The organism is Rhizobium sp. BK456, assembly GCF_014194045.1.
Classification (GTDB): Bacteria; Pseudomonadota; Alphaproteobacteria; order Rhizobiales; family Rhizobiaceae; genus Rhizobium; species Rhizobium redzepovicii.
This window is the reverse complement of the sequence record NZ_JACIAO010000005.1, coordinates 1-13,676: the sequence shown is the minus strand read 5'-3', so window position 1 is coordinate 13,676 and position 13,676 is coordinate 1. Positions and strand designations below refer to the sequence as shown.

General features: G+C 60.8%; 12 protein-coding genes and 1 pseudogene. 4 read left to right on the top strand and 9 right to left on the bottom strand.

Going from position 1 to position 13,676, the window contains the following annotated elements; translation table 11 throughout:
* Window positions 1-89 precede the first annotated feature (89 nt).
* From FHX03_RS15475 to FHX03_RS15440, 8 genes and pseudogenes are all read right to left on the bottom strand, one after another.
* On the bottom strand, window positions 90-1,427 hold the full coding sequence (locus FHX03_RS15475) for an NAD(P)-binding domain-containing protein (RefSeq protein WP_183778277.1): 1,338 nt from the start codon (window positions 1,425-1,427) through the stop codon (window positions 90-92).
* Between the two features lie 50 nt (window positions 1,428-1,477).
* Window positions 1,478-2,518, bottom strand: a complete 1,041-nt coding sequence (locus FHX03_RS15470) for a heme-dependent oxidative N-demethylase family protein (protein ID WP_018448675.1) — start codon at window positions 2,516-2,518, stop codon at window positions 1,478-1,480.
* A 31-nt stretch (window positions 2,519-2,549) separates the two neighbouring features.
* The gene (locus FHX03_RS15465) at window positions 2,550-3,515 is read right to left on the bottom strand and encodes a PDR/VanB family oxidoreductase (RefSeq protein ID WP_183854422.1); all 966 of its coding nucleotides are present in this window, start codon (window positions 3,513-3,515) and stop codon (window positions 2,550-2,552) included.
* Window positions 3,512-4,117, bottom strand: a complete 606-nt coding sequence (locus FHX03_RS15460) for a dimethylamine monooxygenase subunit DmmA family protein (protein ID WP_183854420.1) — start codon at window positions 4,115-4,117, stop codon at window positions 3,512-3,514. The genes FHX03_RS15465 and FHX03_RS15460 overlap by 4 nt, the downstream gene beginning before the upstream one ends.
* Before the next feature lie 11 nt (window positions 4,118-4,128).
* Window positions 4,129-5,262: an aminomethyltransferase family protein gene (locus FHX03_RS15455; RefSeq protein WP_097629708.1), complete on the bottom strand. Its 1,134-nt coding sequence runs from the start codon at window positions 5,260-5,262 to the stop codon at window positions 4,129-4,131.
* Window positions 5,263-5,376: 114 nt separating this feature from the next.
* Window positions 5,377-5,463, bottom strand: a pseudogene (gene purU, locus FHX03_RS35095) (formyltetrahydrofolate deformylase); the annotation flags it as partial.
* Between the two features lie 55 nt (window positions 5,464-5,518).
* Window positions 5,519-6,442: a helix-turn-helix domain-containing protein gene (locus FHX03_RS15445; RefSeq protein ID WP_246699254.1), complete on the bottom strand. Its 924-nt coding sequence runs from the start codon at window positions 6,440-6,442 to the stop codon at window positions 5,519-5,521.
* Between the two features lie 99 nt (window positions 6,443-6,541).
* Window positions 6,542-7,129: a TetR/AcrR family transcriptional regulator gene (locus tag FHX03_RS15440; RefSeq protein WP_097629706.1), complete on the bottom strand. Its 588-nt coding sequence runs from the start codon at window positions 7,127-7,129 to the stop codon at window positions 6,542-6,544.
* Between the two features lie 98 nt (window positions 7,130-7,227).
* Between FHX03_RS15440 and FHX03_RS15435 the strand changes: the two genes are divergently transcribed.
* From FHX03_RS15435 to FHX03_RS15420, 4 genes are all read left to right on the top strand, one after another.
* On the top strand, window positions 7,228-8,343 hold the full coding sequence (locus FHX03_RS15435; RefSeq protein WP_183854418.1) for an efflux RND transporter periplasmic adaptor subunit: 1,116 nt from the start codon (window positions 7,228-7,230) through the stop codon (window positions 8,341-8,343).
* The gene (locus tag FHX03_RS15430) at window positions 8,343-11,453 is read left to right on the top strand and encodes an efflux RND transporter permease subunit (RefSeq protein ID WP_183854416.1); all 3,111 of its coding nucleotides are present in this window, start codon (window positions 8,343-8,345) and stop codon (window positions 11,451-11,453) included. The genes FHX03_RS15435 and FHX03_RS15430 overlap by 1 nt, the downstream gene beginning before the upstream one ends.
* An 18-nt stretch (window positions 11,454-11,471) precedes the next feature.
* The gene (locus FHX03_RS15425) at window positions 11,472-12,107 is read left to right on the top strand and encodes a TetR/AcrR family transcriptional regulator (protein ID WP_183778287.1); all 636 of its coding nucleotides are present in this window, start codon (window positions 11,472-11,474) and stop codon (window positions 12,105-12,107) included.
* A 362-nt stretch (window positions 12,108-12,469) separates the two neighbouring features.
* Window positions 12,470-13,291, top strand: a complete 822-nt coding sequence (locus FHX03_RS15420; RefSeq protein ID WP_097629702.1) for an oxidoreductase — start codon at window positions 12,470-12,472, stop codon at window positions 13,289-13,291.
* A gap of 118 nt (window positions 13,292-13,409) precedes the next feature.
* On the opposite strand, the gene FHX03_RS15415 is transcribed toward FHX03_RS15420, so the two are convergent.
* A partial coding sequence (locus FHX03_RS15415) for a formyltransferase family protein (protein WP_281413123.1) occupies window positions 13,410-13,676 on the bottom strand: 267 nt, incomplete at its 5' end.

The window sequence follows — 13,676 nt, the reverse complement described above, 5'->3', positions numbered from 1 at the left end:
TATGTCGGCTCGTTTAAAAAGGCGCCGGCCATACTATGCCGGACGAAAATGTACGAACACCTTCGTCCGGCCAAGCACTCGCCGTCCGATCAGTTGCGCAGATATTCCTCCTTGGAATCGTCTAGCGCCTCGACCCAGGGCGTGTGGTGCGTCGGCGACATGTTGCCGGTCATCAGCGATCGATAGGCGTGGTCGCGGAAGCCCATGATATTGTCCGCCTTGTGGTGTTCCCACTCCATGAAGGTCCGGTTGGTGCCTTCGATGTCGAAGGAGGGATAATCGGTCTCGGCAAGCAGTTCCTTCACATAGTCGCCCTGATACCAGATCATCTGCTCGGCATCCTCAAGCGTCTCTTCGCGGGCCCGCCACATGTCGAAATTGGCCTTCAGCTCCTCTTCCGGCGGCAGGGTGATGCGGCCCATCATCACGTCGCGTGCCCACCAGGCCTGTACGTCGAACATGTTGAAGGTATAGAATTGGTCCTGCATGCCGATATAGAAGAGCTGCGGGTTCTTATCGAAGATCACCCCCTTGTAGAGGCTGTCGGCCCAGAGGCGGTTGGCGGTCTTCAGCCGGAGATCGTCGGGCAGGAAGGGGAAATGGTGCTGGTAGCCGGTGCAGAGGATCAGCGCGTCGACCTCCTTGCTCGATCCGTCGAGGAAATACGCCGTGCGGTTTTCAAGCCGGGTCAGCAGCGGCCGTTCCTCGAAATTCTCAGGCCATTTGAAGCCCATCGGCTTCGAGCGGTAGCTCGTCGTCACCGACTTTGCGCCGTATTTCCAGCATTGCGAGCCGATGTCTTCGGCCGAATAGCTGCGGCCGACGATGAGGATATCCTTGCCCTTGAACTCCAGCGCGTCGCGGAAATCATGGGCATGCAGGACGCGGCCGTTGAAGGTCTTCACGCCCTCGAAATAGGGCACGTTCGGCGTCGAGAAGTGGCCTGATGCCACGACGACATAGTCGAATTCCTCGTCATACATCCGGTCCTCGACGCGGTTATGCGCCGTCACCGTGAATTTCTCCGTCTGATCGTCGAAGCGAACCATGCGCACCGGCGTGCTGAAGCGCACCCAATGGCGGACATTGGCCTTTTCGACGCGGCCCTTGATATAATCCCAGAGCACGGCGCGCGGCGGATAGGAAGCGATCGGCTTGCCGAAATGCTCCTCGAAGGAATAATCGGCGAATTCGAGGCATTCCTTCGGGCCGTTCGACCAGAGATAACGATACATGCTGCCATGCACCGGCTCGCCATATTCGTCGAGCCCGGTGCGCCAGGTATAGTTCCAGAGCCCGCCCCAGTCCGACTGCTTTTCGAAGCAGACGATCTCCGGGATCTCGGCGCCCTTCTGGGCAGCCGATTGAAAGGCGCGCAGCTGCGCCAGCCCGGAAGGACCGGCACCGATGACGGCTACTCTTGTCATGAAGCATTCCCCTCTTGATTATATCGTTTTATCTCGCACATCGCTGCGCCTCAGTCCGGATAGATGCCGGGGCTGGTCGGCGCCCCGTCGTCATATTTGGAAAGCCAGTCGATCGTCGTCTCGCGGAAGCGGGTGAGGCCCTTGTAGTCGATGAGCTCGGGCGGCAGCGTCTTCAGCACGCGCGGAAAGCGGCGCGCCCATTTCGGCACGGTGACGAGCTCTTCCATGTTCATCAGGTAGCAGCGGATGACGAAGAGGATGGCGTTCGAGCGCGGCAGGCGCCAGAGGCTTTGCAGCTCGACGCGAAGATGCACCTTCTCGCCGACATTCTCCGGCGTCACCGTCGTGCGGTCCGGACCCCATTTGTGATAATTCTCCGGGCTGGTGTCGAGCCGCGGATTGATCGTCATCGTCCAGTTGAAGCGTCGTGTCGGCTTGCCCTGCTGCAGGTTCAGCAGGAATTTCAGCGCACGGTCGAAGACGCCGATCTGGTGGGCGAGCGGCACCGGCCCGTGCCATTCCATGAAGTTCATGCCGATATCGAAATCGAGCGACCAGTCGGCCTGCGTCGTCACCATGCCGGCGTCCATCCAGAGATTGCTGTCGCGCTGGTCGACGATGCAGAAGTCGCCCTGGGCCTGGCGGGTGATATATTCGAAGGGCTCATAGGGCAGCGTCGAGGCATCGCCGAAGGTGAAGCTGTCGTCGATGCCGAGCGGGCGGTTGATCCAGCGCCACTGGTCGCCGTTGCGGATCAGCGTGAAATGATCGGGATACCCTGCCGCCTGCTCTTCCATCAGCAATTCGAGCGTGTCCCACTGCGCGCTCATCATATGAGGCAGCGCCTGGTAGCGCAGCGGATCTTCCTTCAGGACCAGGGCCCGGTCGTGCATCTCGGCGACATAATGCTCGTCGACGTCGATCAGGCTTTCGTAGACGGTTCCCGCCCGGCCGTGCACATGCGGCTCCATGTTGACCGAATACATGTATTCGTCGCGGTCGAAGGGAAACGGGAAACGCCGGATGTTTTCGGGGCTGTTCCGGTAGCTGAAATCGTTCCGGAAGGTTTCCTGCTTGAAGACGATTGCCATGTCCGGTCTCCTTGTTCCGCTTCCGATGCCGCTAAAGATCGAGATGCAGCGTGTTTCCCTCGAAGCGGGAAACGCAGATCATCACCTTGCGGCCGGATGCTTTTTCTTCGCTCGTCAAATAGACGTCATGGTGCAGCAGCTTGCCGTCGCAGGTGACGACCCCGGTCTCGCATTGACCGCAGGCGCCGCCGCGACAGAGGAAGGGCGCGTCGACGCCCGCCGCCTCGATCGCCTCCAGCATGCTTTCGTGATGGCCGACCTTCACGGTCTTGCCGGACCGCAGGAGCTCGATCGCGAAGGGCTTGCCGGGCAGTGACGACAGGAACCGTTCCGAATGCAGGTTCTGTTCCGGCCAGCCGGCGTTGAGGCCGGTTTTCAGCACGCCGTCGATCATGCCGGACGGGCCGCAAACATAAAGATGCGTGCCGAGCGGCTGGGTGCCCAGCAGGCGCGTCAGGGGGATGGTGTCGCCTTCGGCGTCGCAATAGATCTTGATCCGATGTCTGCCATAGCGCTCGACAAGTTGCTGCCAATAGGCGCCGCGGTCGCGCGTGCGGATGGCATAATGCAGCTCGAAATTGGCGCCCTCGCGGGAAAACTGCTCCATCATCGCGATGAAGGGGGTGATGCCGATGCCGCCCGCGATCAGGAGGTGCTTGCGCCCGCGCCAGTCGGGCTGGAACAGGTTGACGGGATAGCTGACCTTCAGCTCGTCGCCTTCGCTGAGCTTCTCATGCATGAAGGTGGAGCCGCCGCGCGAATCCTCGACATGCAGCACGCTGATCTCATAGGCTGCGCAATCATGCGGCGGCGACATCAGCGAATAGGCGTTGCGGCGCATATGGCCGCCATCGTTCATCAAAACGATGACGTGCGCGCCGCCGGAGAAATAAGGCATCAGCTTGCCGTCAAGGCGCTCGAAACGGAAGCGCTTGACGCGCTCGGCGATCGGCGTGATCCGCGTCACGCGGACAGGAATTTCAGTGCCACCGCTCAAAGGAACAACTCCTCCGGATCAGGCGCGCTGCCCGGTTCTTCCGCATCGATATTGACGCCCTGGAAGGCGGCGAGCCGACGCGAATAATGGTCGCGCACCAGAAGCGGCAGCCCGCAATGGCTGCAGGCAAAGGGGCTGGTGGTGACGTCGTCGGTAATGCCCTTGCAATGGACGCATTGCACACGCCGGGCCAGCGAACCGCGATGCTCGGTGATGACGGACGCATGATCCATGCCGTAGTCGAGGCCGACAAGCATCGCCTGGCCGATGAAACCTTCCGTGCCCGAGATATAGAGCCGCGTGCCCATATGAGCGGTGGCGAGCGAACCCTTCAGCCGGAAGAGCAGTGTGGCGATCGTCGGCGCCGTGAAGAACATGTCGGCGCCGAGGCGGCGCAGCGCCTCGTCGAGGCCGGACCCTTGAGAGCCGCGGGCGACATAGAGGATTTCGCTGCGGGCAAGAGCCGTTTCGTCAAGCGCCGGCTGCTGATCGAGGAGAGCCTTGGCGCCCTCCCCTTCGAGCGCGAAAATGTGCCGCCGGGCGCGCGGCTGGATGGTCAGGCCCGTGTAGACTGGTCGGCTCTTGATGCCTGCAACGAGCATTCGCGTGCTCCTTAACCTACGGCGGTCCTCTTCTTCTTCTCCGGATCGTCGAAGGGGAGCGTATGGGCGGTGGCGCCTGCCATCACGGTCTTGCCGCGGACTTCGAGTTTCGTCCCATGCACTGCCTTGTCAACGTCCAGACGAGCAATCGCCATGGATTTCTGCGTCAGCGACGAATAGCTCGGGCAGGTAATGACGCCGACCTTTTTGCCGTCGGCAAAGACTTCGTCGCCGAGATCGGCCGGTCCGTCGGCATCGATCAGCATGCCAAAGATCTTGAAGCGTTCCTTGCCCTTCAGGCGAGCATGTTCCTCGGCGCCACGGAAGCCCGTCTTGCCGGGGCTGACGGTAAAGTCGAGGCCGAGTTCCCAGAGGCTGTCGCCGGGCGGCTGATCGGCGAAGGGATACATCTGCGAATTGTCATAGGGATAGAAGAGCAGGTAGCTTTCCACCCGCAGCATGTCGAGAACGGAGAAGCAGCAGGGAATGATGCCCATCTCCTTGCCTTCTTCGACGATCCGGTCCCAGACCATGACCGCGTCCTGGCCGCGCACGAAGATCTCGTAGCCGCGCTCGCCGGTATAGCCGGTGCGCGAGATCATCACCGGCGCGCCGAACAGCGTCGTCTGCATGTGGTGGAAATATTTGAGATCGCGGATGCCAGGCACATATTTGGCAAGATAGTCGACCGCGATCGGACCCTGCAGCGACAGATCGTGCAGGTCGTCGTCGAAGAGCACGGCGCAATTGCGGCCCGCTGCCTGCTTGACGACCTCTTCATGCCCGGAGCCGGAGCCATGCACCAGCATCCAGGAATTCGGGCCGGTGCGATAGACGATGCAGTCGTCGGTGAAGTGGCCGCGGTCGTTGAGCATGGTCGCATAGACCGAGCGGCCGGGATAAATCTTCGTCAGGTCGCGGGTGGTGATGGCGTCGAGCACGGCGATGGCGTGCGGGCCGACCAGATGCACCTTTTTCAGGCCCGAGACATCCATGATGCCGGCCTTGGTGCGGACGGCGACATGCTCTTCCGACATGTCCTTGTCGTAGGTCCAGGCGGTTCCCATACCGCTCCAGTCCTCGAGCTTCGATCCCAGAGCGCGGTGCCGATCCGCCAAGACGGAGAAACGCCATGATAATGCCATTACCGTTCCCTCTTATTTCCTCTACGGAATATTTATTTCTTGACTATATAAGTCTTTCGCGCCGTGGCAAGCCCGTCCGACATGCATTTCCCCAAAACTTCTGTAGCCGCCGGGATCGGCGGTGACGTAATGCGCGGTTGCCCCGATCAGCTTGACGCCGCAGCCGTAGGCCTGCTTGTAAGGGTTGGCGCTCGAAGCTGAGAGCATTCCCGGACTTCTACGCCACATGGAGAAACTCAGGTCAGCTGGCTTCAGATTAGGTTTTCCGCCTGCGGGTTTCCCGCGGACTTTCACCGTAGACCGACCCGTATAGTGCAGAAAAGCGGCCGGGGTGGACGAAACCCCATTTCAGGCAGATATCCCTGATGCTCTGCAGGTTCGACCGATCCAGAAGGTCTTTTCTGGCGGCGCGTAGTCTTAGGGTTCTCAGGTAGCTGCCCGGTGTCGCGCCTTTGAAAGTCCGGAAGCCGGTTTCCAAGGAGCGAACCGAGACGTTGGCGGATCGAGCGATCATCCCGATCGTGATCGGCGCAGCAATATTTGCGTGCATGAAATCGATTGCCCGGCGAACGTGCCGTGGAGCGGGTGTAAACGCAGCCTGTTCCAGTCGCTGAGCGTAGCGATGCGGCACCAGTCTGATCAGTAAATCAGCGAGAGCCTGGGTGAGGTTGGCCATGGCTATCGGCGAATGAAGCAAGATACCGTCGCCGAGCATGCCGGAGATTATCGTCTCGACAAGGTTCTTGACGAGATATCCTGAGGGGGTCGATCCCTCAACGAGGGGTGACAGGTCCAGCGATCCGACAAGGGGGGCTTCGAACAGCTGCCCGAACGTCTGGCAAATCTGACCCCAATCCAGGAAGAGTTTCTGCGACCGATGCAGCGTCCCCCGCACCAGGAAGCGATCCGCCTCGCGACTTTGGCCAAGCAGTATCTGGCCCGGTGACGCTGTTATCGTGGTTTGCCGTCGCGTCATGCCGGAGAGACCTTCGCGCGGCACGTGAATGGTAAGCCATTCCGGTGTCTCTGCGGTTGCCCAGAGGTTCCACTCCCCGTTGCATTCCAGATCGGCAACCGTCACCGCACCCTGAGATCGTGCATCGGCGGACCAACGAAAGCCACCAACCCGATGATCAGGCGATGCGTCGAAGTGGGCTGGTCCGAGGAAGGTCTCCTGCATTCCGTCGAAGTCGGCGCCGGACCATCGTGGAGTGCGTGCGGTGTTATGGATCATGAGAGTTTGGTGAACTCATAGGCGAGAGGCTTGAGAAGCGCGATCTCATTCTTCGTCTGCACCGCCCGCAATGCGCTTGACGGCACCGGTCGCGGTTTCGAGCACACGCTCCGACATCTCTTGATCGGTCATGATGCGGGAGATGGTCACAGCGCCCACCATCAAGGACAGGATGACCATCGCCTTGTCATAGGGTTTCGAGCCGGCCGACGCGGGGATTAATTCGTCGAGAATCTGAAGATGGGCTTCAATGCCGTTCTGGAATGGAAGGCGTACCTCTTCGCTCTGACGCGCCGCGTCGGAGCCCAGTGCTGCCAAAGGGCAACCATCCCCTTTCTCCTCCCGGTGGCCGGGGGAAAGATATAGGTCGACAACCGCTTCAAGCGGATCCGGACTTCCGGCGGCAACTCTCGACCATCTGCGGACCGCGCTTTCCATGGCTCGCCCCGATGCCAGCGCCACAAGATCGTCCTTCGATTCGAACTGCTTATAGAATCCGCCTTGCGTGAGGCCGGCTCCTTTCATCAGGTCCTTCAATCCGATGCCGTCGAAGCCATGCTCCCGAAAAAGCCGGCTTGCGACATTGATCACGGTTTCACGATTGGCCTCGGCCTGAGCGCGACTGACTCTCATAGCGATCTCCAATTAGATTTCATTTGACATCTATATGCCAATTAGAGTTAGATCGCAATCTAAATAAATAGCTGCGCCCGTCAATAAGGCTTACTGATATGAACCGCAAAATCCTCCTCGCCTCTTTCTGCCTTCTGGCGGCTGCAGGCGCCACGGCATTCGTCTTTGTCGGGGCCTCCTCAGAAAAAAGCCCGCAAGCCGCCGATCCACGAATGGCAGCGCCATTCGTCAAACTGGTCGAGGCAAAGAAGCCGGAGGCAGCCGAGCGCAGCTTCACGGGCACGATCGCCGCGCGGGTGCAAAGTAACCTTGGTTTTCGTGTGCCCGGCAAGATTGTGCAGCGTTATGTGGACGTCGGGGTGCAGGTCAAGGCCGGGCAGCCGCTGATGCGCATCGACGAGACCGATCTGCGTCTCGCGCTGACTGCGAAACGAAACGCGGTCGCTGCCGCTGGGGCGGTGCTGACCCAGGCGCAGGCAGACGAGAGACGCTACGCCGCCTTGGTGAAAAACGGATTGGCGGCGACGCCGCAGCGCTACGAGCAGGCCAAGGCAGCGCTCGACACCGCCACCGCGCAGCTTGCCGCGGCGGAAGCGGACGCCAAGGTCGCGGAAAACGAAACGGTCTATTCCGTCCTGGTTGCCGATACCGATGGAACGGTCGTCGAAACGCTGGGCGAGCCGGGGCAGGTCGTGACGGCGGGGCAAACCGTGGTCCGGCTCGCACAGGCCGGCCCGCGTGAAGCGCTGGTATGGCTTCCGGAATTCCTCAGGCCGCAGCTCGGCGATATCGCCGATGCCAGTCTCTACGGAAACGAAAGCCGGCAGGACAAGGCGCAGCTTCGCCAGATCTCCGACGCTGCCGATCCGCAAACCCGCACCTACGAGGCGCGTTGGGTTCTGGATGGCGCTGCAGCGTCGGCGCCGCTGGGCGCGACGGTAACGATCAGGATCTCCAACGGCAGTGGCCAATCGCATGCCGCGGTGCCGGTCGGCGCCGTGTTGGACGATGGCAGCCGCACTGGCGTCTGGGTTTTCGATCAGACATCGTCGACCGTCCACTTCCGGCACGTGAAAATCGAACGGATGGGTGAGGAGGTCGCGGTGGTTTCCAGCGTCAAAGCAGGCGAGCCGGTCGTCGCTCTCGGCGCCCATCTGCTGCAGGACGGCGCCAGCGTGCGCACCAAGGTTGAACAGGCAGAGGCGGCAAACTGATGAACTCCAATCTTTCCGCGCTCGCCGTTCGCGAGCGGGCCGTCACCCTGTTCTTCATCGTTCTGCTGGCCGCCGCCGGCGCCTATGCATTTGTCAAGCTCGGGCGCGCCGAAGACCCCTCCTTCACCATCAAAACCCTGACCGTGACAGCGGTGTGGCCGGGCGCGACAGCGCGTGAAATGCAGGATCTGGTCGCCGAGCCGCTCGAGAAGCGTCTCCAGGAACTCACCTGGTACGATCGTGTCGAGACGACAACGCGGCCCGGCTACGCCTTTTTGACCGTCACTTTGAAGGACAGTACGCCGGCCACGGCCGTCGAGGAGGAATTCTATCAGGCCCGGAAGAAGCTCGGAGACGAGGCCGGCAACCTGCCCAGGGGCGTGCTCGGTCCCTTTGTCAACGACGAGTACTCCGATGTCAGCTTCGGGCTTTATGCCCTGAAGGCCAAGGGCATGCCGATGCGCGAGCTTGTGCGCCAGGCCGAGGTGATCCGCCAGGATCTTCTGCATGTTCCTGGAGTCAAGAAGATCAACATCCTCGGAGAGCGGCCCGAACAGATCTTTGTCGAATTCTCCTATGCCAAGCTCGCAACACTCGGCATTTCGGCCCAAGACATCGCGGCCGCCTTGCAGCGGCAAAACACCCTGACGCCGGCGGGGTCGATCGATACGCGTGGGCCCCAGGTGTTCATTCGCTTCGACGGCGCCTATGACAGCATCCAGGCGATATCAGACACGCCGATCGTTGCGGCCGGGCGGACGTTAAAGCTCTCGGATTTTGCCGACGTGCGGCGCGGGTATCAAGATCCGGCCACCTATCTCATTCGCCATGACGGCGAGCCGGCGATCATGCTGGCTGCTGTGATGCAGCAGGGCTGGAACGGTCTGGACCTCGGCAAGGCGCTGGAAGAAAGATCCGCCGCGATTGCAAAGACCTTGCCGCTCGGCATGACGCTCGCCAAGGTCAGCGACCAGGCCGTCAACATCGAGGAAGCCGTCGGCGAGTTCATGCTGAAATTCGCCATGGCGCTCGGCGTCGTGTTGTTCGTCAGCCTTGTCAGCCTCGGCTGGCGTGTCGGCATCGTCGTGGCTCTGGCCGTTCCTCTCACCCTTGCCGTCGTCTTCCTCATCATGCTGGAGACCGGCCGGTTCTTCGATCGCATCACCCTTGGTGCGCTCATCCTGGCGCTCGGCCTTCTGGTCGACGACGCCATCATCGCCATCGAAGTGATGGTGGTGAAGATGGAAGAGGGGATGGATCGCATCAAGGCGGCTGCCTATGCCTGGAGCCATACCGCGGCCCCGATGCTGTCGGGCACGCTCGTGACGATCATCGGGCTGATGCCGGTCGGCTTTGCCAGGTCGACCGCCGGCGAATATGCCGGCAACATCTTCTGGGTCGTCGGCTTTGCCCTGATCGTCTCCTGGATTGTCGCGGTGGTCTTCACGCCCTATCTCGGCGTCAAGATGCTGCCGGCGATCAAGCCGGTCGAAGGTGGCCATCACGCTATCTACAACACCCCGAATTACAGGCGCCTGCGGCGGCTGATCGAGTTGACCGTGCGCCACAAGTTCCTCACTTGTGCGGTGGTCGGCATCGCCATGGGGGCCTCCGTCGTTGGAATGGGATCGGTGAAAAAGCAGTTCTTCCCGACGTCGGACCGTCCCGAAGTCCTCGTCGAAGTCCGCATGCCCGAAGGCACCAGCATCGAGACGACGACGGCGACCGTTGCGAAGCTCGAAGGGTGGCTGCAGAAACAGCCGGAGGCAAAGACCGTGACCAGCTATGTCGGCCAGGGCGCTCCCCGCTTCTTCTTTGCCATGGCGCCGGAATTGCCGGATCCGTCTTTCGCCAAGATCGTCGTGCTGACCCCCGACGCCCACACACGCGAAGTCTTGAAGCTTCGGCTGCGCGCGGCCGTTTCCGACGGGCTCGCGCCTGAAGCCTATGTCCGCGTCACGCAGCTGGTCTTCGGTCCTTACACGCCGTTTCCGGTCGAATTCCGGATCGCCGGCCCGGATCCTGAGCAGCTGTACCAGATTTCCGACAAAGCCCTCGAGATCATGAAGAGCGTGCCGGATGTACGCCAGGCAAACCGCGATTGGGGCAACCGCACGCCGGTGCTGCGCTTCGTTCCCGACCAGGATCGGTTGGGCCTAATCGGCCTGTCGCCGGCCGAGGCAGGTCAGCAACTGCAATTGCTGCTGAGCGGAATTCCGGTCACGGAGGTTCGCGAGAATATCCGCAACGTGCCTGTCGTTGCCCGCAGTGCCGGCGGCAACCGGCTTGACCCTTCACGATTGGCAGACTTCTCGCTGATGAGCCGGGATGGGCGGCAGATTCCGCTGGATCAGATCGGCCACTCGGAAATCCGCTTTGAAGAACCGATCCTGAAACGCCGCGATCGCACGCCGGTCATCACGATCCGCTCCGATATCAACGAGGCGTCACAACCGCCCGAAGTATCAGAGCAGATTCTCAAGGCGCTTCAGCCGCTGATCGCCTCGCTTCCCGTGGGATATCGGATCGAGATGGGCGGGAACATCGAGGAATCGCTCAAGGCCAATAACGCCCTGGTGAAAATCTTCCCGACGATGATTGCCGCCATGCTGATCGTTATCGTGCTGCAGGTTCGTAGCCTGTCGACGATGACCATGGTCATGCTGACGGGGCCACTCGGTCTTGCCGGCGCGGTCCCGGTCCTGCTGCTCTTCGACAAACCCTTCGGCTTCAATGCCATTCTCGGATTGATCGGGCTGGCCGGAATCCTGATGCGCAACACCCTGATCCTGACGGAACAGATCAAGGAGAATAAGGCCGCCGGTCTCGACGATTATCACGCCGTTATCGAGGCGACAGTGCAGCGGACGCGCCCGGTGATCCTGACCGCCCTTGCCGCCGTGCTTGCCTTCATTCCTCTGACGCACTCGGTGTTCTGGGGATCGATGGCATACACGCTGATCGGCGGAACGGCGGTCGGCACGGTGATGATCCTGCTCTTCCTTCCCGCTCTCTACGCCACCTGGTTCCGCATCAAGCCGACGAAAAACGAGAGCCATGAAAATTCATCGAAGGAGGTGGAGTTACCGACGGCAATTGCTGCCGAGTGATATTCTCCGGAGGCGGCGATGACTTTTGCGGATCCGATAGCAGGTGATCTCGAGCAGTCACGGACGCGGATTCTCGAGGTGGCGGAAAGATATTTTCGGCGGATCGGCTATCATAAGACGTCGGTCGCCGACATCGCCGCCGAACTCGGCATGAGCCGCGCCAATATCTATCGCTTCTTTCCCTCGAGGACAGCGATCAACAGTTCCGTCTGCGGACTTGTGGTCAAAGAGGTTGCTGAAATCGCTCTGGCGATTGCACGATCGGATGCGCCGGCGAGCAAAAGGCTGGCTGATCTTTTGGTCGCCATTCACCGGCACAGCACGAGAAGGCTTGCGGAGGACAGACCGATGCACGAGCTGCTCGTCGCCGCCATGGATGGAAGTTGGTCAACGATCAGCGCGCATAATGAGCAGATCCTAGCAATCCTCAAAGCCCTTGTCCGCGAGGGTCTGCAGACAGGAGAGTTCAATGTCGAAGACGTTGACGAAGCCGCGCGCGGCATCATCACCGCCTTCCTGCCGTTCTTCCATCCGCTTCTGGTTGAGCAGCGCGTCCAGGAGGGTGATGCCGCCGCAGTCAGCCTCCACGCCCAAATCCGCTTCATCATGAAAGCGCTCGGCACAGCGGACCTCGAGACGTCCCTGAAGGCGTGAAACCCTGCGTGACGGGCTTTGGGACGAAATGGTCGCGCGAAACCGAGCGGGGACCGCCGCTCCGAAATCCTGACCTCGTTGAGGCTCATGCTGCTCCGAGCCGTAATGTCGGCGGGCCGTCCGGCTCGGCGCCATGCCCTTGCGCGCTTGGAGGCGCGATCATCGGAAAAAATCTCCGTAAAGCAAAAAAACACTTGATTTTATATTTCGATTGACATCTAAAGCGCGAATAGATGGCGATCGAAATCTTACGTGCTGAAATGCCAGGTTCTGAGGAACTGCCCCTTGGCGACAGGGGTGAAAGTTCCAACCTACTGTTGAAGTACGTCATCAACCAGTCGCGCCAAAGCCAAGGAGCATGCATGTCCCAAAACAGAGTTGTCGTTATCACCGGAGCATCCTCCGGAATAGGTGAAGCGTCAGCCCGCCTTCTCGCACAACACGGCTTCCAGGTCTTTGGGGGCGTACGCAACCCTAACCGTGTCAACGCCATTCCCGGTGTGCGCTATGGGACTGTCGACGTGACCGATGACGTCTCGGTTTCAAATTTTGTTCAATGGGTTTTGTCCGAGGCAGGCAAGATTGACATCCTGGTCAACAATGCCGGCGTTTCGCTGGTCGGCCCTGTCGAGAACACGTCGCCTTCCGAAGCGCAAACGGTATTCGATGCCAATGTTTTCGGCCCTTTGCGCATGATCCGCGCTGCCTTGCCCTCCATGCGCGCCGCCCGCAGCGGGCTGATCATCAATATCAGCTCGGTCCTCGGATTCCTGCCGGCACCGTTCATGGGAATATATGCGAGCAGCAAGCATGCGCTCGAAGGATTGTCGGAGTCGCTGGATCATGAGATTCGTGAGTTCAACGTGCGCGTCGTGCTGGTTGAGCCGACCTTCACAAACACCAAGCTCGATGTAAACGCGGCACAGACCGAGGCACCCTTGGGAGCCTACGCAGCGCAGGCGGACGCGACCATCAAGACGGTGCAGGCCCAGATCAAAACCGCGCCGTCGCCTGTAAAGGTTGCGGAGAAGATATTGGCGGCAATCAACGGACCATACAAAATGCGTCAACCGGCCGGCGGCCAGGCGACGCTTCTAAGCCGGTTGCGCAGGTTCATGCCGGCAAACGCGGTCGACAGCAGCCTGCGCAAGACGTTCGGCTTCGGAAAGCGTACTGCGTCCTAAGTCTTGCCCAAACTTGCGGATGTCGTCGGCCGGCCTCCTTTACCAAGCTCGAAAAGTTCAGCGCGCCCGAGCGACTGGCGGAATAGGCTTGCATAAATTTTCGGCTGGCCGGCGGCGCTCAACCCATGCGTTCGGAAGCGTAGCTGCCGGGGCTTGCCGGGAAGACCACGGTTCTATTGCCGTTGATAAAGGTGCGATGGTGGATATGGGCGTGGATGGCGCGGGCCAGCACCTGGCTTTCGACGTCGCGGCCGATCGAGACGTAGTCGTCGGGCGACTGGGCATGGGTAATGCGCGCCGTATCCTGCTCGATGATCGGGCCTTCGTCGAGGTCGGCGGTGACGTAATGGGCGGTGGCGCCGATCAGTTTGACGCCGCGGCCATA

Bases quoted from the DNA above. Each gene is read 5' to 3' on its own strand.
- FHX03_RS15455 (WP_097629708.1), bottom strand. From the start codon at position 5,262: ATGGCATTATCATGGCGTTTCTCCGTCTTGGCGGATCGGCACCGCGCT.
- FHX03_RS15460 (WP_183854420.1), bottom strand. From the start codon at position 4,117: ATGCTCGTTGCAGGCATCAAGAGCCGACCAGTCTACACGGGCCTGACC.
- FHX03_RS15475 (WP_183778277.1), bottom strand. From the start codon at position 1,427: ATGACAAGAGTAGCCGTCATCGGTGCCGGTCCTTCCGGGCTGGCGCAG.
- FHX03_RS15430 (WP_183854416.1), top strand. From the start codon at position 8,343: ATGAACTCCAATCTTTCCGCGCTCGCCGTTCGCGAGCGGGCCGTCACC.
- FHX03_RS15435 (WP_183854418.1), top strand. From the start codon at position 7,228: ATGAACCGCAAAATCCTCCTCGCCTCTTTCTGCCTTCTGGCGGCTGCA.
- FHX03_RS15440 (WP_097629706.1), bottom strand. From the start codon at position 7,129: ATGAGAGTCAGTCGCGCTCAGGCCGAGGCCAATCGTGAAACCGTGATC.
- FHX03_RS15445 (WP_246699254.1), bottom strand. From the start codon at position 6,442: ATGCAGGAGACCTTCCTCGGACCAGCCCACTTCGACGCATCGCCTGAT.
- FHX03_RS15425 (WP_183778287.1), top strand. From the start codon at position 11,472: ATGACTTTTGCGGATCCGATAGCAGGTGATCTCGAGCAGTCACGGACG.
- FHX03_RS15470 (WP_018448675.1), bottom strand. From the start codon at position 2,518: ATGGCAATCGTCTTCAAGCAGGAAACCTTCCGGAACGATTTCAGCTAC.
- FHX03_RS15420 (WP_097629702.1), top strand. From the start codon at position 12,470: ATGTCCCAAAACAGAGTTGTCGTTATCACCGGAGCATCCTCCGGAATA.